General features: G+C 75.0%; 17 protein-coding genes. 5 read left to right on the forward strand and 12 right to left on the reverse strand.

Going from position 1 to position 22,530, the window contains the following annotated elements:
• The first annotated feature begins 219 nt into the window (after window positions 1–219).
• Window positions 220–1,104, forward strand: coding sequence for a sigma-70 family RNA polymerase sigma factor (locus ABD385_RS31735; RefSeq protein WP_344582508.1), 885 nt, complete (start codon window positions 220–222; stop codon window positions 1,102–1,104).
• Between the two features lie 88 nt (window positions 1,105–1,192).
• Here ABD385_RS31735 and ABD385_RS31740 read toward each other — a convergent pair whose 3' ends face one another.
• The 3 genes from ABD385_RS31740 to ABD385_RS31750 all read right to left on the reverse strand — a co-directional run bounded on the left by ABD385_RS31740 (window position 1,193) and on the right by ABD385_RS31750 (window position 3,053).
• Window positions 1,193–1,894 (reverse strand): ricin-type beta-trefoil lectin domain protein, encoded by a 702-nt coding sequence (locus ABD385_RS31740; protein ID WP_344582509.1) that lies wholly within the window; start codon window positions 1,892–1,894, stop codon window positions 1,193–1,195.
• Window positions 1,895–2,160: 266 nt separating this feature from the next.
• A complete protein-coding gene (locus ABD385_RS31745; RefSeq protein WP_344582510.1) occupies window positions 2,161–2,523 on the reverse strand; it encodes a DoxX family protein in 363 nt (120 codons plus the stop codon).
• On the reverse strand, window positions 2,520–3,053 hold the full coding sequence (locus tag ABD385_RS31750; protein ID WP_344582511.1) for a cupin domain-containing protein: 534 nt from the start codon (window positions 3,051–3,053) through the stop codon (window positions 2,520–2,522). Before ABD385_RS31750 ends, ABD385_RS31745 begins: the two co-directional genes overlap by 4 nt.
• A 79-nt stretch (window positions 3,054–3,132) precedes the next feature.
• Here ABD385_RS31750 and ABD385_RS31755 point away from each other — a divergent pair, with 79 nt between their 5' ends.
• A complete protein-coding gene (locus ABD385_RS31755) occupies window positions 3,133–3,984 on the forward strand; it encodes a LysR family transcriptional regulator (protein ID WP_344582513.1) in 852 nt (283 codons plus the stop codon).
• 109 nt (window positions 3,985–4,093) lie between these two features.
• Here ABD385_RS31755 and ABD385_RS31760 read toward each other — a convergent pair whose 3' ends face one another.
• The 5 genes from ABD385_RS31760 to ABD385_RS31780 all read right to left on the reverse strand — a co-directional run bounded on the left by ABD385_RS31760 (window position 4,094) and on the right by ABD385_RS31780 (window position 10,802).
• Window positions 4,094–6,184, reverse strand: a complete 2,091-nt coding sequence (locus ABD385_RS31760) for a serine/threonine-protein kinase (RefSeq protein WP_344582515.1) — start codon at window positions 6,182–6,184, stop codon at window positions 4,094–4,096.
• Between the two features lie 34 nt (window positions 6,185–6,218).
• Complete coding sequence (locus tag ABD385_RS31765) at window positions 6,219–8,402, reverse strand: protein kinase domain-containing protein (RefSeq protein ID WP_344582517.1); 2,184 nt, start codon at window positions 8,400–8,402, stop codon at window positions 6,219–6,221.
• 3 nt (window positions 8,403–8,405) lie between these two features.
• The gene (locus ABD385_RS31770) at window positions 8,406–9,194 is read right to left on the reverse strand and encodes a protein kinase family protein (protein WP_344582519.1); all 789 of its coding nucleotides are present in this window, start codon (window positions 9,192–9,194) and stop codon (window positions 8,406–8,408) included.
• 209 nt (window positions 9,195–9,403) lie between these two features.
• Window positions 9,404–10,120 carry a restriction endonuclease gene (locus tag ABD385_RS31775; RefSeq protein WP_344582520.1) on the reverse strand — a complete coding sequence of 239 codons (717 nt, stop codon included), beginning with the start codon at window positions 10,118–10,120 and terminating at the stop codon, window positions 9,404–9,406.
• 406 nt (window positions 10,121–10,526) lie between these two features.
• The gene (locus ABD385_RS31780) at window positions 10,527–10,802 is read right to left on the reverse strand and encodes a hypothetical protein (protein ID WP_344582522.1); all 276 of its coding nucleotides are present in this window, start codon (window positions 10,800–10,802) and stop codon (window positions 10,527–10,529) included.
• Between the two features lie 504 nt (window positions 10,803–11,306).
• On the opposite strand from ABD385_RS31780, the gene ABD385_RS31785 reads away from it, so the two are divergent.
• On the forward strand, window positions 11,307–11,894 hold the full coding sequence (locus ABD385_RS31785) for a response regulator transcription factor (RefSeq protein WP_344582524.1): 588 nt from the start codon (window positions 11,307–11,309) through the stop codon (window positions 11,892–11,894).
• Window positions 11,895–11,918: 24 nt separating this feature from the next.
• Here ABD385_RS31785 and ABD385_RS31790 read toward each other — a convergent pair whose 3' ends face one another.
• The 4 genes from ABD385_RS31790 to lanKC form a co-directional block, all read right to left on the reverse strand.
• A complete protein-coding gene (locus tag ABD385_RS31790) occupies window positions 11,919–13,679 on the reverse strand; it encodes an ATP-binding cassette domain-containing protein (RefSeq protein WP_344582526.1) in 1,761 nt (586 codons plus the stop codon).
• Window positions 13,676–15,466 carry an ABC transporter transmembrane domain-containing protein gene (locus tag ABD385_RS31795; RefSeq protein ID WP_344582528.1) on the reverse strand — a complete coding sequence of 597 codons (1,791 nt, stop codon included), beginning with the start codon at window positions 15,464–15,466 and terminating at the stop codon, window positions 13,676–13,678. The genes ABD385_RS31790 and ABD385_RS31795 overlap by 4 nt, the downstream gene beginning before the upstream one ends.
• A gap of 72 nt (window positions 15,467–15,538) precedes the next feature.
• On the reverse strand, window positions 15,539–15,667 hold the full coding sequence (locus tag ABD385_RS31800; RefSeq protein ID WP_344582530.1) for a SapB/AmfS family lanthipeptide: 129 nt from the start codon (window positions 15,665–15,667) through the stop codon (window positions 15,539–15,541).
• A 66-nt stretch (window positions 15,668–15,733) separates the two neighbouring features.
• Complete coding sequence (gene lanKC, locus ABD385_RS31805; RefSeq protein WP_344582532.1) at window positions 15,734–18,352, reverse strand: class III lanthionine synthetase LanKC; 2,619 nt, start codon at window positions 18,350–18,352, stop codon at window positions 15,734–15,736.
• A gap of 265 nt (window positions 18,353–18,617) precedes the next feature.
• Here lanKC and ABD385_RS31810 point away from each other — a divergent pair, with 265 nt between their 5' ends.
• Both ABD385_RS31810 and ABD385_RS31815 read left to right on the forward strand, forming a co-directional pair.
• Entirely contained in the window at window positions 18,618–21,638 is a 3,021-nt protein-coding gene (locus tag ABD385_RS31810; RefSeq protein ID WP_344582534.1) for an amino acid adenylation domain-containing protein, read from the forward strand.
• Window positions 21,639–21,743: 105 nt separating this feature from the next.
• The gene (locus ABD385_RS31815) at window positions 21,744–22,523 is read left to right on the forward strand and encodes an aminotransferase class IV (protein WP_344582536.1); all 780 of its coding nucleotides are present in this window, start codon (window positions 21,744–21,746) and stop codon (window positions 22,521–22,523) included.
• Window positions 22,524–22,530 lie beyond the last annotated feature (7 nt).

Consider the following 22,530-nt stretch of genomic DNA (forward strand, 5'->3'; position numbering starts at 1 on the left):
TCGCCGCGTCCCGGAGGGTGTTGGTCACGGCCGGATTCGTCCCGGTCGGCCCGGCGGAACCGGCCGACCTCGGTGGCGAACCCGGGACCCGGTACCGGCGCGATCCGGTGCTCCCCCGGGGGACGCGGTGGTGGTACGGGCGCGGAACATGGGCCTTTCCGGCGTGATCGATTAGGTTCCGTCGCGGGACCGACGGACACCGGTATGAGGACGTGACAGGTGAGCGAAGAGGAAGTTCTGGCGGAGCGCTTCGAAGCGGAGCGCGGGCAACTGCGCGCGGTTGCCTACCGTTTGCTGGGCACGCTGGCCGAGGCCGAGGACGCCGTGCAGGAGACCTGGTTGAAGTTGAGCCGCGCGGACGTGGGCGAGGTGAAGAACCTGGGCGCCTGGCTGACCACCGTCGTCAGCCGCGTCTGCCTGGACCAGTTGCGGTCGCGTGCCGCGCGGCGCGAGGAGCCGTTGCCCGAGCAGGACGGCTCCGTACGGCTGCCGGACCCGGTCGTCAGCGGCCTGGCCACGCTCGACCCCGAGCGGGAGGTGCTGGTCGCCGACTCGGTGGGCATGGCGCTCATGGTCGTCCTGGAGGCCCTCGCGCCGGCGGAGCGGGTGGCGTTCGTGCTGCACGACATGTTCGACGTGCCCTTCGACGAGATCGCGCCCGTCGTGCACCGCACCTCGGCGGCCACCCGGCAGCTCGCCAGTCGCGCCCGCCGCCGCGTCCAGGGCGTCACCGTGGGAGCCGACACCGACCAGGCACGCAAGCGCGAGGTCGTGAACGCCTTCCTGACCGCTTCGCGCGGGGGCGACTTCGAGGCACTCCTCACCCTCCTCGACCCCGACGTCGTGGCCCGCTCGGACGGCGGCGCGCTGCTGCCGAGCCTGTTGCGGCGTGGCGCGGACGACGTCGCCTCCCAGGCGATCGCCTTCGCCCGCTTCGCCGCCGATGCGCGCCTGGTGCTCGTCAACGGCACGCCCGGCGTGGTCTCCTTCGCCGACGGGCGTCCACTGTCCGTCATGTCGTTCACGATCCGCGACGGCCGGATCGTCGGACTCGACATCCTCACCGATCCGACGCGCCTGGCCGCGCTCGGCCTGGCCGGCTGACCGGACCCGTCGGCCGTACGGAAGGCCGGCGGGGTGGGAACGGGCTGTCGGGGCGGAACTTCCCCGCCTCGACAGCCCGTTCGGGTGCTCAGCGGGTCACGGTCCACTTCTGGTTCTCGGCGCCGTTGCAGTCCCACAGGCCCGGTCGTGCGCCGTTGGCGGTGTTGAACCCGAGGACGTCCAGGCACTTGCCCGTCACCGGGTTGACGAGGGTCCGGTCGTCGCGTGCCTGCCAGGTCTCGGACGGCGAGTCGACGCAGTCGTAGATCTCGACGAGGGTGCCGTTGTCCTTGCCGCCCCAGACGACGTTCAGGCACTTGCCCAACGCGCTGATCGTGCCGTTGGCGTTGAGCGTCCAGTCCTGTGCGGGCGTGCCGTTGCAGTCGTACATCTGGACCGGCTGGGCCTTCTTCGACTTGCCGTCCTTGACGTCGAGGCACTTGCCCCCGTAGCCGACGATGGGGGTGCGGGGGCGGCCGTCGTAGAGGATCTCCGCGCTGACGTGGTCCGTGGCGTACGTGCCCGGACCGCAGGCGACGACCGAGGTGCCGTTGCCGGTCACCTGTGCGCCCCGGACGAAGAAGTCGAAGGGTTGACCGTTCACGTAGCGCACGCACCAGTCGGTGGCCCGCCAGACCGTGGTCGGCGGGACGCCCTGGCAGGCCACGGTGGCCATGGGACCGCCGTGGCTCTTGGTGCACGCGCCGGGGTCGGCGGCCTGTGCCGTGCCCGGCAGGCAGAGCACGGCCGCGCCAGTCGCCACCGCCACGGCAAGAACCCGGTTTCTCATCGCGTCTCCCTCAACAAGTCAGCAGATACACGCAACACGTACGGGAAGAAAGGGAAATGACCGCCCCTAGACGGGCGATATGAACGCCGATCTGGACTTTGGAGAACATAGCGCAGGAAAGTTCGAAAGAACCGTTGTGTTTTGGCCAACAGGCAGGTGCGTGGTGCGCCGGGCGGGCGCGGGTCGTTGCCTGTCCCCGTGCCACGGGTCGGACGGGCGCCGCGCGGCGGATGCCTGGGGTGGCGCGGGGCCCGTCCGACCGGGGATCACAGCCAGGTCGTGGCCAGCCAGCACGTCGCGGCCGCGGCCAGGAGCAGGCTGAGGTTGAGGGCGATCCGGCGGTCGCCGCGGGCGAGGTGGACGCGCGTCGCGGCGAGTTGCAGGACGACGAAGCCGACGGCCGCGGCCAGGGACAGCCAGGGTGCGACACCCGTCAGCGGTGGCAGCAACAGTCCGAGTCCGCCCAGCACTTCGAGCACTCCGAGGGCCCGGACCGCAGGCATCGGGACGTCGTCCACCCACGCCATCATCGGTCGGAGCCCGTCACGGCTCCGGAACGCTTTCAGGCGGCCGGCGTGGAGGTAGAAGAGGGCGAGGAGACCGGCAACGGGCCAATAGGCGGCGCTCATGACTCCGTCCGCGGTGCGGCGGTGGGGGTTCCAGGTCCGGCGAAGTCGTCGGCGGGTTCGGTGGCGTAGCGGCTCATCGTGCGGAGGTTGGCCTCCCGGGTCAGTGCCTGGCCGCCGGCGAACTGGTCCTGTAGGTCGCGGAAGTACTGCACGTACAGGTCCGGCGTGAACGTGCTGAGCATGACGGCCGGTTGGTCGGTGACGTTGGCGAACGTGTGGGGGGCTCCCGGCGGGACCAGCACGAAGGTGCCCGCGGTCACGTCGTGCTGTGTGTCCCCGACCGTGAACCGCACGGTGCCGGACAGCACGTAGAAGCCCTCGTCGTGTTGCGCGTGCCGGTGCTGCGGCGGCCCGGGCGTGTGCGGGGCGAGGACGGACTCGGCCATTCCGAGACGGTGGCCGGTGTTGCTGCCGTCTTCGAGGATGCGCATGCGCGTGGTGCCGAGGGTGAGCGTCTCGCCGTCGTCCGGCCCGACGACGGAAACGGTGAGGTGGGAGGTGGGCGTACTGGCCTTCGGTCGATCGGTCATGTTCCGATCTCACCGCCGGATGCCGCCGGCGTCCAAGACCCGTTCTGCAGGGGCGATACCGGACGGGTATCGTCGCAGCATGGAGCTACGCACGCTGCGCTATTTCGTGGCGGTCGCCGAGGAACTCCACTTCGGCCGGGCCGCCACTCGGCTGCACATGAGCCAGCCGCCGCTGAGCCGGGCGATCAAGGGGCTGGAGGCCGAGGTCGGCGCTCCGCTCCTCGATCGGTCGCCGACCGGGGTCGCCCTCACCCCGGTGGGGACGGTACTGCTCGACGAGGCGCGCGGCCTCCTCGACCACGCCGACCGGGTGCGCGAGCGGGTGGCCGCGGCGGCCGGCCACGCCACCCTCGCCGTCGGCATCCTGGGGGACGGCAACGACCCGCGCGCGACACGACTGGCCCGCGCCCACCACCGGCAGCACCCGCACGTCGAGACGCATGTCCGCGCCGTGGACCTGACGGACCCCACCTGCGGGTTGCACTCCGGAGCGGTCGACGTCGCACTGACCCGCGGACCGTTCGACGAGACCGGTCTGACCGTGCACACGCTCCGCACCGACCCGGTGGGGGCCCTGCTGCGCACCGACGATCCGCTGGCCCGCCGCGACGGACTGGAGCTGGCCGACCTGGCCGACCGCCGCTGGTTCCGGTTCCCGGAGGGCACCGATCCGCGCTGGCAGGCGTACTGGCACGGTGGGGAGCCCCGCGAGGGTCCGGTGGTGCGCACCGTTCAGGAGTGCCAGCAGGCCGTGCTCTGGAGCGGCACGGTCGGCGTGACCCTCCTGGACCACGAGCCGGTGCCGGGTCTCACCGTGGTACCGCTGGTCGACATGGCGCCGAGCCGCGTGGTGGTGGCGTGGCCCGCCGGCGACGCCCGCCCGCTGGTCCGTGCGTTCGTCCGGATCGCGGTCGCCGCGTACGGCGACTGAGGTTCGGCGGTTGCGGGGCCTTGGTCGGCCCGGTCCGGCGGCTCGTGAGGGGGTGTCGGATGCCACGGCCGGGGCGTGGACGCGCCGGGTGGCGCTGACGGAACGTGCGTCAGTACACGGGAAGTGCCAGCAGGGTCGCGTGGTTGAGGACGAAGAGCCGGTTGCCGCTGGCGGCGATGGTGCGGGGCGGGCCGCCGGCGAGGGCGTACGTCTGGGGCTGGCCCCGGCCCGAGCGCGGCAGGCCGCTCACCCCGGTCTCCTGACTCTCCACGATCCAGACGCCGTTGCCCTGGACGACCGGTGGCAACCACGGCGGGACGACGCCGGCGACCATCATCGGGTCGGCGGCCTGGCTGCCGTCGGCGTGCAGCGACCGCAGCGCGTCGCAGTCCAACGCGTGGACCACGCCGCCGGTCACGGCCGGCGGGCCCCAGCCGCCGGCGCCGCGCCGGGGCGGTCGCAACGGTTCCAGGGACCACAGTTGGCGACCGCCGGCGACCTCCACAGCCGCCAGGGTCCGGCCGCCCAGGTAGACGGTGCCGCCGTCGACGGCGGGCCTGAGCGCTCCGTCGGCCTGGCCCTTGCGGACCCAGGCGCGGGCGCCGTCGGCGGCGCGAACCGCGGCCACGTCGCCGGTCTGCGTGCACAGCACCAAGTGGCCGGCGCCGAGGGCCGCGACGGGGTGGCCGCCGGCCAGCGACAGCGGTGGCCGCTGCGTCCAGCGCACCTTCCCGTCGGTGCCCACGCAGCGCAGCCGGCCGTCGGTGGTGAGCAGGTAGACGGCGCGGGCGTCCGCGGCGAGCAGGGCGCCCACCTGCGCGTCCACCGTCCACCGCGGCGAACCGGTGGCGGCGACCCAGGTGCGCAGCGTCCCCTCGGCGTCGGCGGTGGCCACCAGGCGGTCCCCGATCGAGAGGTAGCCGGCGTCCGCCTTGGCGTCGCCGACCCGCCACCGTTCGCGGCCGTCGGTGACCCGGCGCGCCGCGATGCCGCCGCCGGAGGCCCCGAACACCACCACGTCGCGCACCGGCAGCGGAGCCGGCGAGCCGACGTCGGCGACGTCCTGGAGGGGGCCCCACAGCGGTGTCGGGGTGCCGTCGGCGGAGCCCAGTGGCGCGGCCTGCACCTGCGCGGCGGGCGGCACGTCGAACGGGTCGGACGGCGCGGCACCGCGGTTGAGCCACCAGGCCGTTCCGCCGCCCGCCGCGGCCAGCAGCGCGCCCCCGCCGGCGGCCGCGAGCAGCAGCCGCCGGCGGGAGACTCCGGGGCCGCCGCCAGCCGTATCGGGTCCGGCGCCGGTCGCGGGGCCGGCCGGCCGGGCCGTCACGCGCCGGGCCGCCACCTCCCGCCTGCGGATCTCCTCCCCCAACCGGCCGGACTTCCACAGCTTCTCGGGCTGCCGCGGGGCCGCCGCGGCGGCGGCGACCTGGCTGGGCAGCGGGCGGGCCTTGGGGTCCTTGGCGAAGCACGGCGCCAGGAGGTACCGCAGGGCCTCGGGCACCGCCGCCAGGTCCGGTTCGCCGTGCACGACCTCGTACAGGACCGCGGTGATCTCGGCGCCGGTGTACGCGGGGCGGCCGGCCGCGGCGTAGGCGAGGACGGCACCGAGCGAGAAGACGTCGGCCGCCGGTCCGACGCGCTGGCCGAGGACCTGTTCGGGGGCGCCGTAGCCGGGCGTGACCGGGATCTGTCCGGTGCGGGTAAGGGTCAGGCCGTGTTCGGGGCGGGCGATGCCGAAGTCGATGAGGCGGGGGCCGCGGGAGGTCAGCACGACGTTGGGGGGCTTCACGTCCCGGTGGACGAGCCCCGTGGCGTGCACGTCCTGGAGGGTGCCGGCCAGTGAGCGCGCCACCTCCCGCACGGCCGCGTCGTCGAGCGGGCCGAAGCGGGTGACGGCGTCGTCCAGCGTCGGGCCGGCCAGGAACTCGGTGGCGATCCACGATCGGCCGCCCGCCAAATCGGCGGCCAGGACGCGCGCCACGCCCTCACTGGTCACCGCCTGCGCCGTGCGCGCCTCGCGCAGGAAACGCTCGGCCAGGTGCCCGTCGTGGGCGAGTTCCGGCAGCAGGACCTTCACCGCGGCGGGGCGCGCGGACGCGTCCACGCCGAAGTACACCTTGCCCATGCCGCCCTCGCCGAGGACGCCGTGGAGGCGGTAGGGGCCCAGGCGCAGCGGGTCTCCCTGGCCGAGGGGTTTCACGGTTGTCGTCTCCTGGGTCGTGCGGGGCGGTGGGTCAGGCCAGCGGGAGGGCGAGGGTCCGCTTCTCCTGGCGGACGTACAGGTGGCCGGCCTCGGCGTCGGCGGTCAGGACGACGGGCGTCGCCTCGTAGGTCCAGACGGCCTCGTGAGCCTTGAGGTCGACGGCGCGCACACCCTTGTCGTCGGCGCAGTAGGCGTACCGCCTGCCGACCGCCACGCCCACGTCCCGCAGGTTCTTCCTGCCGGACAGTCCCTTCTCCTGCCAGTTCAGGGTGCCGGAGAGGGCGTCCACGGCGACCAGGCCGCGGTCCGCCTCGGTGCAGTAGACGACGCCGTCCAGGACGGCGGGCGGGCCGTACCGCCGTTCCTCCCCCGCGCTGTCGCCGACGTCGCGCCGGTTGCCGAAGACCCACGCCAGCTCCCCGTCGGCGAGCCGTCGGGCGGTGAGGGCCTGCGCGCCCAGGTACATGTTGCGGTCGTCGAGGACCAGGTGGGACGGGGGTGCGCCGTCGAACGTCTCGGCGAGTTGCCACAGTTGGCGGCCGTCGGCCTTGTCGTGCACGGACAAGTGGAGGAACTTCGAGCCCTCCGACGGGCTCCCGCACAGCACCACCCGGGTCCCGGACACGGCGCCGCACAGCGCGGGCGGGCCGTTCTCGACCTGCGGGCCGTCCACCGGGGCGCGCCAGCGCTCCTTGGCGGTGCCCAGGTCGGCGGCGACCAGGTACCAGCGTCCGCCGGCGGCGGCCTTGGCGACCAGGTACGCGACCCCCTCGACCACGCACAGCAGCTGGTTGAGCTTCTCCTTGCCGGCGAACGCGGACAGCTCCACCAGGGGCTTGCCCAACTGGCCGTCGGTCTGCGCGACCTCGCACACCGCGAGCGACGCGCCCTTGTCGGCCTCGCGCAGGGCGTAGATGCGGGTTCCGTCGGTGGCCGACCGGTAGGTCTCCTCGATGTTCGACTGCCACGTCGCGCCGCCCGATTCGGCGTTGAGGCCGCACAGCACGATGCCCGCGCGCAGGGCCAGGTTCCGGCCCACCCGCATCACCTCGCCGCCGGAGTCCGGGCACCACAGGGCGGCGCTCCACAGCGCGGTCGGCGGCTTCGGCCGCTCGACGGCGTCCGGCTTCGGGGCGTCGCCCCCACCGCCGCCACCGCCCCCACCGAACAGGGCCCAGCCCCCGCCGCCGAGGAGTCCGCCCCCGAGGAGGGCGCCGCCGGCCACGGTCAGCAGCCGCCGCCGGGAGACCCCGGGTGCGGCGCCCGGCTCGGCGCGCGGGGCGTCCGCGGGTGCCGGCGGCGGCAGGCGGTGCGGCGGCTCGCGCCACACCTCGTCGCTGCGCCGGGCGATCTCCTTCAGCAGCGCGTCGGGCAGCAGCTCCGCGAAGGCGCCGTGGTCGGCCGGGGCCCGGCCGGCGGCGCCCAGTGCGGTGCGCAGCTCGGTGGTGGACGGGCGGTGCGCGGGGTCCTTGGCCAGACAGCGGGCGAGCAGGGGGCGCAGCGCATCGGGGACCCGGCCCAGCTCCGGCTCGCCGAACCGGACGCGGTACAGCAGGTCGGTGGGGGCGCCGCCGCCGAACGGGCCGACGCCGGTGGCCGCGAAGACCAGCACGCCGGCGAGCGCGAACACGTCGCCGGCCGCCGCGTGTTCCAGGCCCGCCGCCTGCTCGGGCGACATGAACGCCGGGGTGCCCACCGCACTGCCGACGCTGGTGAGGTGCTCGTCGCCGAAGGCCCGGGCGATGCCGAAGTCGATGATGCGGGGACCCTGTGCCGTCACCAGGACGTTGGACGGCTTCAGGTCGCGGTGCACCACCTCGGAGCGGTGCAGCTGCTCCAGCCCGGCGGCGAGGGCGGCGCCCAAGGCGCGCACGGCCGGCTCCGACAGCGGCCCGCCCGCCGCGACGGCGGTGTCGAGCGGCGGACCGAGGACGTACTCCGTCGCCAGCCACGGGGTCGGTGCCTGGGGGTCGGCGTCGACGACCGCCGCGCCGTGCCCGGAGCCGATGACGCGCGCCGCGTCCGCCTCCAGTCGGAACCGGGTCCGCAGCGTGGTGTCCGAGACGAGCCGGCTGTGCAGCGTCTTCACCGCGACGGTGCGGCCGCCCGCCGAACGGGCCAGGTAGACGGTGCCCATGCCGCCGCCGCCGAGGCGGGCCAGGACGCGGAACGGGCCGACGGTGTGCGGGTCGTCGTGCAGCAGGGGGGAGATCACGCCTCAGCGCTCCTGGGTGGGCAGTGCGGCGGCGAGGACCCCCGCCGACTGGCGGGACAACGCCTCGACGACGCGGCCGGGCAGGGAGATCGGCTCGGTGGCGCCGGCCAGTGCGCCGTACGCCGCACCCGGCAGCAACTCGCCCAGCACCGCGACCGGTTCGGGTCGGCCCTGCGGGTCGCGCGAGCGGCAGGCGGAGATGACCTCGCGCAGGCCGGCCGGGACCTCGTCGCGTTCCGGCACGGTGTGGCCGGTCGCCGCGTAGGCCAGCACGGCGCCCAGGGCGTAGACGTCGCTCGGCCGGTCCGCGGGGCCGCCGGCCGCGCGTTCGGGAGCCAGGCAGCCGGTCTCCAGGCCGCTGGTCGCGGTGGGCGAGGCCGCGGCGAGGGGGTGGGCGCGGGTCGCGCCGAAGCAGCCCAGGAGCGGCCCGCAGGCGGTCAGCAGCACGCCCGCCGGGCACACGCCGCCGTGCACGATGCCCAGGACGTGGGCGGAGGCCAGGGCCTCGGCCAGCGCGCCGCCGAGCGTGCGGACCAGGGGTTCGGGCAACGGGCCACCGTGGGCGGCCAGTACGGCCGGCAGCGGCAGGGCGGGCCGGTAGGGGCTGGCGTACCAGGGGAAGGCCGGTGTCCCGCCGAGTTGGGCGACCGGCCAGAACCCGGGTTGGGTCAGCCGGGCCGCCTGTTGCGCCTCCGCCGCCCACTGCGCCGGGTCGCTGCCGGGGGCCGGCAGGCACGCCACGACGGTGCGCCCGCCGTCCGCACTGCGCGCCAGGTAACGGCGTTCGGGCACGCCCCGGCTCCCGTCGGCATCGAGGCGCGCCAACGTCACAAAGTCCCCGATCCGTGGCGGATCGTCCTGCCGCAACTGCTGCACTCTGGTGTTGCTCCCCCGTCAGACGTGTTACGGCCGTGAGCCTATATACGGCCCCCCGGCACGGGGAACGCGGGTCCGTTCCGGGCGGCGGCACGGCCGGCGCGCGGGTCGCCCCGGATGCGTGCCTAGGTCCAGGGCGCCGCGCCGCCGCCGAGCCAACGGGCCAGTCTGCGCCCGTCGATCAGCCGCAGGGGTTCGGGGAGCGAGGCGTTGGCGACCTCGGCGTCCCGGGTGAACCGCGAGGTGGTGACGATGACGGCCTGGTCGCAACGGTGGTAGGCGCGGTAGGTGCCGTTTGCGGTGTAGATCGCCGGCGCACCGACCCGGTTGCCCTCGGCGTAGCGCTTGCACTGGACGGCGATGCGGCGGCCGTCGCGCAGGACGACGAGGACGTCCAGGCCACGGTCGTTCGCCCCACCGGAGACCGTGGCGGAGCGCACGGCCGGATCCCGGCGGGCGAGGTCGGCGACCGCGTGCTCGAACTGGGTGCCGGTCATGTGCTGGAGGGCGGCGAGGGTGTGGGTGACGTCCCGGCGGGGGCCGGTGGCGCCGGGGAGGTCGAGGCGGCCGGTCCGGACGAGGAGGACCAGCGTCGCCGCGACGACGGCGAGTACGGCGACGGTGCCGGTGGCGACGGGGTGTGCCCGGGCCAGGGCGACGAGCGCGGCGAGCAGCAGCGCGGCGACGGCGAGACGGGTGAGGGCCCGTTCGCGCGCCCGGCGGCGGGCCGCACGGCCACGCGGCCGACGGACGGGGCGCCGGGCGGGCCCGCGGACGGGCCGACGCGCGGGGCGTCGGTCGGGGCGGCGGGTGGTGACGCGTCGTCGGGCGCGCTGGGTCATGCACGTTCCTCCCCCTGGCCGGCCGGGCACCGAGTCGGTCCCGTCCGGTACTCACTGCCCGGACTGCGAGATGCCGTGCACGAGTTGACCGAGGAACTGCACGATCCCCTGCCCGACCGGCAACGGTCCCCTTTTCGGCCCCTCTTGTGTAGCCCGAACCGGCGTGTCCCGCAGCGCAGTTGCAAAGGGTTGTCGCGAAACGTACGACTGGCCGGAACGTGCCACGGGCGGCCCGGACTGCCGGCGGAACTCGGACGACGTGGGCCGGCGCGGTACTTGGGCGACGACGACGGGAGCCTCCCGTGCGCAGTGGCGAACGGCGTTCCCGGGCAGCCGGCCGACGTTCCGCACGACACCGCACCCCGGGGCGCGGGGGCTCCGGGGTGCGGTGGCGTGCGGGACGGGGTCAGCGGCCGCGCCCGCGGCCGTCCACGTCGGTGCCGTTGATGCTGGTCCCGGCGCGCTGGACGACCTTGGTGATCCGCTTGTGGTTGTCGATGGCGACGTCCGAGCGGCAGCCGTCCGTCGGCGGGAACAGCAGGCTGAGGCTGAACGACGGGGTGCAGTGGACGTTCTCGATGAACCGGTCGCCGCCGCCCGTGGCGTCGGCCGTGCCCGCCACCGACAGCAGCAGCGCACCGGCTCCCAGAGTGCCCGCGACCACCTGCAATGCCTTGCCCACGACGGAACTTCCTTCCTTTCCCGGTCCCGGCCCGATGCCGCGACCACCGCGAGAACGAACCAGCGGCCCGAAGAGCACGCGGCGTTGCTCCGTCGCGGTGACGGGGCGTGGTCGGTGACGGCGGGGCCGGTCCGCCGCAGCGGGCGCGCGGTGGCAGAAATGCGTCGTCGGTCGGTGGCCCGGGCCGCGTCCGGGGTACCGGGGGGACTGTGCGGTTCCTACGGAGCGGCCGGCGGGCGGCGGCGGAACCGCCGTGGGCCGGTGGCGGTCGGGGGTCGCACGCGGTGTCCACGGCGGGTGGCCGGACGGCGGGCGGGACGGATCAAGGTCGTCGGGCGGGGGACGTTGTGCGATCCCGCTATGTCCGGCATGTATTGGGCAGTGCGTCAATACGGTGGCGAACTGTCTTTTCTCGTCAGACGGGCCGGAAACCGCCCGCCGCCCGGCGCGGCCGGTGAGAATCTCAGCCGTGCATCCAGAGTCGAACGGTCCGAAGGGACACAGGTGATCCGGGTCTTGGTGGTTCATGAGACGCGGCTGTTGCGCTCGGCGCTCGCCTCGCTGCTGCGGGACGAGGAGGGCATCGAGGCGGTGGCGGCCTGCTGGAGCAGTGCGTCCGGCACCGCCCGGTCCTTCCGTCCGCAGGTGTGCGTGGTGGACGGTGACGGCGTCGACCCGATGCCGACGGCCGGGCCGCCCGGCGGGCCGGACTGCGCCCTGCTCGTCCTCGCCAGTGCCTGCCGGCCGGGCGTGCTGCAACGGGCCCTGGCGGCGAAGGCCCGCGGGTTCGTGAACAAGGACGCGCCACCGGACCGCTTGCGGCACGCGGTGCGCCAGGTCGCGGCGGGCGAGCGCTACCTCGACCACTCGCTGGCCCGCGACCTGCTGAACGCCGCCGACATTCCGCTGACCGCCCGCGAGTTGGCGGTGCTGCGGCTGGTCGCCAAGGGGGCGGGCGTGCCGGAGATAGCGGGCGAGCTCTATCTGAGCAAGGGGACGGTGCGCAACTACATGGCGGCCATCAACCGCAAGACCGGCGCCCGCAACCGGGTCGACGCGCTGCGCATCTCCCAGGCGGCGGGCTGGGTGTAGGGCGGTGACCGGGCGCTCCCGCCGTCACGCGAGGTGCGCCCCGGTCGGGGCCCGCTCCGGGCTCTGCGGGTCCCAGCCGCCCGCCAGGTCGCGGTAGAGGGGCGAGCGGCGCAGGAGGTCGGCGTGCGTGCCGACGGCGGTGCGGGTGCCGTCCAGGACCAGGATGCGGTCGGCCCGCCGCGCGGAGCTGATCCGGTGGGCGACGACCACGAGGGTGCCGGGGCGGTCGCAGAAGGCGCGTTCGGCGCGTTCCTCGGCGGCCGGGTCGAGGTGGCAGGTGGCTTCGTCGAGGAGCACCAGGGGGGCCGGGGAGAGGTGGGCCCGGCCCAGGGCGAGCAGTTGGCGTTCCCCCTGGGACAGTGCGGTCGGGTCCAGCGGGGCGTCCAGTCCGCCCAGCCGGTCCACGAGCGGCCCCAGGCCCACCGCGTCCAGGGACGCCTCGACCGCGCCCGGCGGCGCGCCGTCGGGGCGGAGGTACAGCAGGTTCTCGCGCACCGTGCCGGTGAACACGTAGGCCTGCTGCGGGATGAGGACGCGGTGCGGGTCGGGGCCGGCGGTGGGTGCGGACGGTGTCCGGCCGGCGACGCGGACCTCGCCGGCGGTGGGCGTGAGCAGCCCGGCGGCGAGCCCGGTGAGGGTGGACTTGCCGGTTCCGCTGGGTCCGACGACCACAAGGTGTTCGCCTGGTTCGACGGTGAGGTGCAGGTCCTTCACGACCGGTCGGGCGCCGGTGCCGTAGGAGAAGGTGGTGGCGCGGAATTCCACCCGGGGGCCGTCGGCGGGCGGGGGCGTCGGCGCGGGCGGGGGCGTCGGGTGCGGGGCGGGCGGGGTGTCGCCGGTGAGCCGTTCGAGCACCACCAGGAGTCGGGTGCCGGCGGCGCCGAGGGCCTGCATCACGCTCTGGAGGGCGGGTTGCAGCGCCTGGGTCAGATAGGTGAGGGCGCCCAGGACGTCCCCGGTGGTGAGGTGCCGGCGCAGCAGCCAGGGGGCGGCGAGCAGCAGCAGGAGCACCGGCAGTTGGCCGGCGATGCCGAGCGCGAGGCTGCGGGCGGCCGTCCAGCGCGCCAGGCGGCGTGCGGTTCGGGCCTCGGCCTCGATCAGGGCGTGGGTGCGGGCCGCCGTGCGGCGTTGGGCCCCGCAGGCGACCACGTCGCGCAGGCCGGTCGCCACCGCGCCGAGTTCCGCGGCCAGCGCCTCGTCGGCCTGGAGGAAGGCCCGTTGGTGGCGGGCCATCGGGACGAGGGTGGCCAGGAAGAGGACCAGTCCGGCCAGCAGCGGCGGGACGACGACCAGCAGCAGTTCCGGGGCGAGCGAGAGCAGCCCGACCAGGGCCCCGGCGACGGTGAAGACGAAGGAGCGGGCCACCAGCACCAGGCCGGCGAAGCTGTCGCGGGCCAGTTCCGTCTGGTTGGTCAGGCGGGAGACCACGGCGCTGTCCGCCGCCCGGGACGGGTCCGCCACCGCCCGGCCCAGCGCGGCGGCGACCACCTGGTGCACCAGGTGGTCGCGCAGCGGCTCGACGAGTGCGGCCAGTCCCCGGAAGACGCCGCGGCCCGCGATCCCGCCGAGGACGACGGTCCCCGCGGCGACCGCCAACCAGGCCAGACCGGTGCCGGTGCGGCCGGCCAGGAACCCGGCGTCGAGGGCGTGGGCGACGGCGTAGCCGCTGACGAAGGTGTGGCCGGACTCCAGCACGGACCAGGCCGCCATCGCCAGGAGCGCCCGGGGCCGGGCCCGCAGGAAGCGCACGGCGCGCGGCAGCAGTCGGAGGGTGGCGGCCGTCATGGGGTGGCCCCCGGTTCGGCGGGGGCCGGGGCGTCCGGGGCGCCGGGGGCGAAGACCGCCCGGTACGCGGCGTCCTGCCAGAGTTCGGCGTGCGGGGCGAGCGCGCGCAGCCGCCCGTCCACGAGCCAGGCGACCAGGTCGGCACGGGCCGCGGAGCCGACCCGGTGGGTGATCAGCAGCCGGGTGCCCGGTCGCACGTCGTGCAGCAGGGCCCGGGTGACCTGGTGTTCGGTGACGGTGTCCAGGCCGGAGGTGGCGTCGTCGAGGATGAGCAGCCGGCCGGCGTGGGCGAACGCCCGGGCCAGTCCGACGCGTTGGTGCTCACCGCCGGAGAGCGGCGCCCGGTGCGGCGGGGTGCGGTACCCGTCGGGCAGCAGTCGGACGAAGCCGTCGGCGCCGGCGGCGCGGGCCGCGGCGACCAGGTCCCGTTCGGCGACCGGCCGGTCGGGCCCGCAGCCGATGGCCTCGCCGAGGGTGTCGCCGAACAGCACGGGCCGCTCGAAGGCGTAGCCGACCTCCCGGCGCAGGTGGCGCGGATCGACCGCGTCGAGGGGGACGCCGTCCAACAGGACGCGCCCGGCGTCGGGTTCGACGAGCCGGCCGGCGACGGCCGCCAGCAGTGACTTGCCGGAGCCGGAGGCACCGACCACCGCCAGGGTGGTGCCGCCGGGCACCACCAGGTCGACGTCGCGCAGTGCGGGCGCGCCGTCGCGGACCACGGTGACGGCGCGCAGTTCGAGCCGGCCGGGGCCGTCCGCGGGCAGCGGGCGAGCGCCGGTGGCGAGCGGGGGCAGGGCGAGGAGCGCGCCCAGCCTGCGGGCCGCGGACCGGCTGCGCACCAGGGCGTTGAGCTGGCCGGTCACGCCGCCGACCCCTGCGGCCAGGGTGGCGTAGCGGGCGGCGGCCAGGAGGGCGCCGACGGTGAGGGCGCCGTGGGACAGGCGGATGCCGCCGACGGCCAGTACCGCGGTGGTCAGCAGGGGCACCAGGACGGCGCTGGCGGCCACCGCGTTCCCGTAGATGCGCCACATCCGGTGTCCCTGTGCGCCCAGTCGTGGCAGTGGGGCGAGGACACGGTGGCGTTCGGCGTGCAGGGTGCCCGCGGCGGCGATGGTCCGGGCGCCGCCGAGCGCCTCGACGAGGTGGGCGGCGAGTTCGGCCTGGGCCTGCTGGTAGCGGCGCACGGCGCTGGAGGAGTCCCGGGTGAAGGACCGCAACAGCAGTGCCAGCAGGGGGAGTCCGGCGACGAAGACGAGGGCCAACCAGGGGTCGGTGAGGGCCAGTGCGAGCAGGGCGCCGACGGGGGTGAGCAGGGCCGCCACTCCCCCGGCCAGGGTGCTGGGCGCGGTGCCGGCCTCCGCGGCGTTGCCGGTCAGGCGGGTCACCAGGTCGCCGGGGGCGAAGCGGTCGGCGGCCCGGTGCGGGGCGAGGGACAGCAGGTGGTCCAGGCCGCGGCGGCGCAGCCAGGCGGTGCTGCGGGCGGTGGTGCTGCCGCCGAGTTGGGCGGCCAGTGCCTCCAGGACGACTTCCGCGGCCAGCAGGGCGCCGCTCAGGGCGACGGCGCCGGGCGCGGCGGGAGCGCCCGCCAGCACCAGGTCGAGGGTGCGGCCGAGTTGGGCGGGCAGGGCGAGGGCGGTCGCGGCGACGGCCAGGGCGCACAGGCCGAGGGCCACGGTTCCGGCCGCGCCGTGCCGGAGCGCGCCGCGGAGCACCGCCGCGGCATCACCGTGGCCGCGGGGTCGCGCGGCCGGCGCGGTCCCGGTGGGTGGCCGGGGGGCTGCGGGCATTACGGGCACGTCACCTCCGTCGTGCGGACGGTCACCCCGGGGCGTTCGGTGTCGCCCCGGGGTGACCGGAGGTCACTTACAGGTGGTCACGCTCAGGCTGCTGTCGCCGCAGAGCAGCAGGCTCGCGCGGCTGCCGGTGTGCATGTCGTCGTTGCCCTCGGGCTCGGGGGTCTGGAGGGTCTGGAGGTCGAGAAGGGACATCGGACTTCCTTTCGTCGTGGGACGGGAGTGTTTTTCAGGAACGGTCCCGGGTGACCGGGACCGGCTTCAGGGCCGCCGCAGCGGCGGGAGGAAGGGCAGGTGCACGGGTGTGTCGTGCAGGGCGCTGCCCAGGGCGAGCAGGCATCCGGCGGTGCCGGTGCCCAGGTCCATGGAGAGGCGCATCATCTGCTCCCCGGCGAAGGCCAGCTGGCCTCGGTAGGGGACGGCGCCCCAGGAGAGCGAGTCGATCTGCCGGCCGAGGTCGGCCCGTTCGGTGCCGGGGCCGGTGGCGGTGGTGCGGCCGAGGTACAGCACCATGCCGGCCGCGCCGCGGAACAGGCCCGGTTGGGCGTAGAACTTGGCCTGGGCGGCGCGGACGATCTCGTTCCGGGCCCGGTCGAACTCCTCGTCCGGGCGGTGCGCGAGGTAGTCGTCGAGGACCATGCCGATGCCGACGCTGCCGGCGCCGAGGTACGGCATGGTGCGCCAGCCCTCGTTGACCTGGAGGGTGCCGCCGGCGCTGCGCACGCAGTGCGCGAGGTCGCGGCGCAGGGCGTCGGCGGCCAGGTCCAGCAGGCCCGCGTCGCCGGTGCGCTCGGCCATCCGCAGGCACAGCAGCGCGACACCGGTGGCGCCGTGCAGCAGTCCGGCGCGGGCCGCCGGGGCGGTGCCGGTGGCGGCCGGGTGGGCGGCCCCGAGGCGGTGCACGGCGAGTTCCGTACAGCGCAACGCCCGGTCGTGCAGGGCGCGTTCACCGGTGGCGGCGGCCAGTTCGTCGAGTGCCAGGCCCAGGCCGGCCAGTCCGCCGTGCAGGTCCGGAGCGAGTGCCTGCCACGGCTGTTGGGCGATGAGGTCGAGCAGGTCCAGGGCCGGTTCGCGGTGGCCGAGCCGGTCGAGCACCCACGCCACGCCGGACAGTCCGTCGTAGAAGCCGACCGGGCTGCCGGACGCCGGGCTCTTCATGCGCCGCAGCAGCCACTCCTCTCCCGCCGGAAAGGGTTGGGCCCCGGTCGCGTGCAGGGCGTACAGCACGCCGGCCGCGCCGTGCGCGACGCAGGTCCCGCCGCCCGCGACGGAGAACTGGGTGACGTCGCCGGGGAAGATCCGGTCCTCGCGCTCCGGGGTGGCCGAGGCCAGGAGGGCGCGGACCATGGAGTCGCGGCTGTGCGGCCAGTCGTCGAGGCGGACCGGAAGGTAGTCGTCCGGCGCGCTCGCCGGTGCGGCGCCCGGCGCGGCCCGGTCGGCCGTGACCGCCGTCGGTCGACCGCGGGTGATCTCCACGACCGCCGGCGCCAGGAACTCGGGCGGCACCGGGAACTGTTCGGCGGCGATCCGGGCCAGGTGCGCGGCCTTGCCCGGGTCGAGGGCGCACAGGCTGGTCAGCGGCAGGAAGAGGGCCAGCCGCAGACAGGCCAGGGCGTAGCGGTCGACGTCCGGGCCGCGGCGGTCGGGGGGTGCCACGAAGCCGGGGTTGGCGACGGTCTGCCGGCTGTCCGGATCGTCGATCGAGGCCGCCTCGAAGTCCAGCAGCACCACGGACGACTCGTCCTCGGAGAGCATGACGTTGAACAGGTGGAGATCGTTGAAGACGACCCCGCGGGCGTGGATCGCCTCGACCGCCTCCGTCACCATGCGGTGCACCCACAGCGCCCATGCGGTGTAGTCGGCCAGTCGCTCGGGGCCGGGGTCGTTCTCGATCAGGGGGTGGCGGCGGGCGAAGAAGGTGTTGAGGGGGCGGCCCTCGACGAACTCCAGCGCCAGGAAGGTGTGCTCGCCGAGCGTGAACCAGTCGAGGACTTCGGGCGCGCAGGCCAGGCCGGACAGCCGTTGCAGCGCGTCGCGTTCGCGGGCCAGGCGGGCGACCGCGTCCGCCTCGTCCGCGGCCAGGCCGGCGTGCGGTCGGGCCTCCTTGAGCACCACGCGCCGCTGGGTGCGCCGGTCGAGGGCGACGTAGACGCCGCCGCCGTTGGAGAAGTGCAGGGCCCGTTCGATCGTGTACGGCAGGTCGGCGACGGTGGTGGCGTCGCGGGCGGCCAGGTGCGGTGCGAGGAAGTCCGGGAGCGGCACCCACGTCGGGGGGCGGAAGGCGGGTTCGCGCAGGTCGGGGACGAGCGTGCCGCGGTCGTCCGCGATCGCCGGCCGCCGGTCGCCGTGCTCGTCGTGGCAGTACCGTTCGGTGAAGGCGCCGTAGCGGACGTGGACCGGTCCGGCGCCCCAGCGCAGGTCGCTCAGGATGTACGGTCCCGGCTCGCCGGCCAGGAGGGCGGACAGTTCCTCGGCGAGCACCCCGCACTGCTCGGTGTCGGCGGGGTAGACGGTCAGGAACTTGCCGCTGGCGCCGCGGTCCGCGTACTTGGCGTTGCGCATGTGCAGCAGGTAGCGGCTCGGTATGCACTTGAAGGCCACCGAGCGCGGGACGCAGTGGTCCCAGACCTTCGCCAGCACCCGTTCCGCGTTGTCCAGGCAGGCCGAGACGTGGATCTTCCAGCCCTGGACGGGCAGTTCGCGGTCCAGTGGCCGGAACGCCAGCCAGTCGCCCGCGCGGTGGCGCTGCCAGCCGTCGGGCAGTTCGCGGCCCAGCACCGCGTACGGCGCGGTGCGTCCGGCGGGATCGCCGGCGACGCGGTGCGGAGCGTCGTAGAACTGCCGGTCGGCATCGCAGAAGACCGCGTACCCCTTGTTCATCGCATTCCCCTCGGGCGGTGGCAGCAGCCACGCTGTCACGCCGACGGAACGGTGAGACAGTCATGACTGTCATGGGGAGGCCGTGCAGAATGCATGTTTTTGGTGAAGGATGGTGGCTGTCAGTCCGTCCGGCGCGACCTGGCCGCGGCCGGTGCCCGGGGCCCGAGCGCGACGCCCGGCGGCCCGCCCGCATCCCGCACCGACCGGTGGGGTGCACCGAATGCTCTAGTGAATTGCGTAGTGTCGAGTGCAGTTCGATGCGGGCATGAAGTCGAAACCAGCCACCATGGCGGACACTGATCGTTTCTCCAGGACCGTGGTCCCCTTCGAGCACTGGTACCTCGGGTTCCCCGCCACGCTGTCGCCGGTGCTCAACCTCGTCGTCGAGGGCGCCGGTCGGATCGACGCCGCGGAACTCCGCCGGGCGGTCGCCACGGCCGCGGAGTCCTGTCCCGGAGCCCGGCTGGCCCGGCGAGGAAACCGCTGGTCGGACAGTCGCCGGCCGCCGCCGGTCCGGTGCGCGACCGGCACGGTGTTGGACCGCACCACCCTCAACGACGTCGCCGAGCTGCGGCGGCCCCTGCCGGTGCACGGCGCGTACTGCGAGGTCGTGCTGTGCGACGGGGAGTTCCCGGCCGTCGTCTTCCGCGCCTCGCACGCGGTGATGGACGCCCGCGGGCTGCGCCTGTGGGCGCTGGACGTCTTCCGGGCGCTGCGCGGTGAGGAGCCGGAGGGCGCCGAGTCGGTGACGACCGTGGCCGAACTGGACGATCCGCTGATCGCCCAGGCCGACGCCAAGAACCAGGACTTCGTCCTCCCGTCGCTGCTGGGCGTGCCGGCGGACGCGCGGTTCGGCGGCCACCGCTGGTGGCGGCGCTCGATCGACGGCACCTTCCCCGCGGTGGCCGCGCGGCTGGCCACCGAACTGGCACGACTGTCGGGGCAGGAGACGGTGCCGGTGAGCATTCCGGTGGACCTGCGGCCGTACCACCCGCAGGTGCGCTCCACCTCCAACTTCGCGGTCACCGTCTCGCTCCAGGTCACCCCGGAAGACGGGTGGCAGGCCACCCAGCAGCAGCTGCTGACCGTGCTGTCGGAACGCCGGGGCACCGTGCGCGCCCCGGGGCCGGAGGTGCTGAAGGTGCCGCTCGGGCTGCTGCGCATGCTGGTGCGCGGGGTGGACCGCAAGGCGCGCCGGACGGATCGTTTCTCCTCGCTGGCCGGCGTGAACAGCCTCGGCCGGACGTCCGCCGACGCGTTCGCCACCGACGCCTTCGAGCCGGTCGCGACCTATCTGCTCGCCCCACGCGAGCCGGCCAGCCCGTTGGGCCTGAACGTCGTGGAGTCCGACGGCCGCACCGAACTGACCCTGTCCTGGTGGCCCGGCGAGGAGGCGGCGGCCGGGGCGGAACGGCTGCTCGACGCGCTCGGCGAGTCCCTGTCGCCGGCCGCCCACCGCGAGCGGGCCACGCTGCTGCCGCCGGTCCCGGCCGACGGGAGTGCCGGGCCCGGGGACCGGACGGTGGTCGACCTGTTCCGGGAGCAGGTGCGGGCGCGCCCCGACGCGGTGGCGATCAGCGGCCCCGAAGGCGAGGTGAGCTACGCCGAACTCGACCGTCGGGCGCGGGTGGTCGCCGCGGAGCTGCGGGCCCGCGGCATCGGCCGGGACACCGTCGTCGGCTTGTGCACGGACCGGACGGTGGCCGCGGTCACCGGGGCCTGGGGGGCGCTGCTGGCCGGCGCGGCCTACCTGCCGATGGACACCAAGCACCCGGACGGACGGATCCGCGACCTGCTCCAGGACGCCCGGGCACCGCTGTGCCTGACCCAACACCCGCACGACGGGCGGGACTTCCTGCCCGAAGGGTGCGACCGGCTGGTGCTGGACGAGCTGTCGTACGCGTCCGACCCGGGCGAACCGCCGACGCCCCCGGCCCCGTCGGACCTGGCGTACGTGGTGTACACCTCCGGCTCGACCGGCCGGCCCAAGGGCGTCGACATCGAGCACCGCAGCCTGACCAACTACGCGCACTGGGCGCTGCGGGAACACGGCATCGGCCCGGACACCCGGCTCCCCCTGCTGTGTTCGCTCTCCTTCGACGTCGCGCAGATCTCCCTGGTCCTGCCGTTCCTGGTCGGCGGCACGCTGCTGCTGATGCGCGACGAACTCGACCACCTGTCGTTGCAGGAGGTGATCGAGGCCGGTGCGACCGCGCTCGCGCTGACGCCGTCGCACCTGGACCTGATCACCCGGTTGGGGCTGCGGCCCGGCGCGGTCGGCACGCTGATGGTGATCGGGGAGCAGTTCACCCGGGCCCTCGCCCTGCGGGCCCGCGAGGTGTTCGGCCCCGCCTGCCGCATCATCAACCTCTACGGGCCGGCCGAGGCCACCATCGGCGTCAGCGACCACGTCTTCGACGCCGAACGGGACACCGGTGCGAACGTGCCCATCGGGCTGCCGCGGGACGGCGTCTCGCTGTTCCTGCTCGACGCGGAGCGCCGGTTCGTCGCGCCGGGCGAGACCGGTGAGCTCTACATCGGCGGCGTGCAGCTCGCTCGCGGCTACCGGGGCCGGCCGGACCTGACCCGGCAGCGGTTCGTGCGGCTGGCCGACGGCACCCGTGTCTACCGCACCGGGGACCTGGCGCGCCGGCTGCCGTCGGGCGAGGTGGAGTGCTGCGGGCGCGTCGACGACCAGGTCAAGGTGCGGGGGCACCGCATCGAACCGTCGGAGATCGCGTTCACGCTGGAGTCGCACCCGGCGGTCGCGGCGGCGGTCGTCGTGCCCCGGACCCCGCCCGGCCGGACAGACCGGGCGCTGTGCGGCTACGTCGTGCTGCAGCCCGACGTCCCCCCGGTCGAGGTGTCGGAGCTGACGGAACACCTCCTCGAACGCCTGCCGTCGTACATGGTGCCCGCCGCCATGCTGGTGGTCGCGGAGATCCCGCGCACCGTGAACGGCAAGGTCGCGGCGTCCGCGCTGCCCGATCCGTTCGCCGACGCGCAGGCGCCCGCCGACGCGACGCCGTTGGACGACACCGAGGCGGCCGTCGCGAAGATCTGGGCGCGGGTGCTGGGCACCGACCCAGACGGGATGGGGTCGGGCACCGACTTCCACCAACTGGGCGGCGATTCGCTGGCGATGATCGCCATGGTCGCGGAGGTGGCGAGCGAACTCGTCGGCGCCGCGCAAGCCGAGGTCTTCACCCGCCGGGCGCCCGAGTTCCTCGCGGAGCCGACGCTGGCCCAGGTGGCGCGGCTCGCCGACGCGGTCCGCACGGCGTGACGGGCCGGGATCCGGCCGCGGCGGACCGCCCGGGGCCTCCGCCGCGCCGGCCCGGTCCGCGACCGCCGACACCGGTGTCACCTGCGGCGCTGTCAGACTGAACCGATGGACTACCTCAACGGCGAACCGGTCGGCGTCGACGCGCTCAAGGCACTGGCGCTCACCAATTTCGGCCACTTCACGACGCTGCGCGTCGACGACGGGCGCGTCAAGGGACTGTCGTTGCACCTCGACCGTCTGGAGGCCGACTGCCGGGCCGTGTTCGACGCCGCGCTGGACCGCGCGCGGGTCCGCGCCCTCCTCGGCCAGGCCGTGGACGGGCGGACGGGTTCGCTGGCCGTGCGGGTGACGGTGTTCGACCCTGACCTGGGGGTGGCCCGGCCCGGAGCCGACGCCGCGCCGCACCTCTTGGTCACCTGCCGCCCGGTGGGCGGCCCGCTGGCGCCGTTGCGGGTCAGCACCGTCGCGTACCAGCGGGAGATGCCCGAGGTGAAGCACGTCGGCCTCTTCGGGCAGTTGGCCACCCGGCGGGCCGCGCAGCGGGCCGGCTCCGACGACGCGCTGTTCGTCGAGCCGGGGACCGACCTGCTGTCCGAGGGCGCGACGTGGAACGTCGGCTTCGTCGACGCCGAAGGACACGTCGTGTGGCCGGCGGCGCGGGTGCTGCCCGGGGTGACCATGCGGCTGCTCCAGGCCGCGCACCCGTGGCGGCGGCGCCCGGTGCCGCGCACCGAACTCCCGCACCTGCGGGCCGCGTTCGCGACCAACGCCGCGATCGGCGTCCGGCCCCTCGCGGCCGTCGACGACGTACCGCTGGACACCGCACACCCGCTCCTCGACATCCTGCGGCAGCGCTATCAGGAGCTGCCCGACGACCGTCTCTGACCGGCCG

The organism is Streptomyces lunalinharesii, assembly GCF_039532155.1.
Classification (GTDB): Bacteria; Actinomycetota; Actinomycetes; order Streptomycetales; family Streptomycetaceae; genus Streptomyces; species Streptomyces lunalinharesii.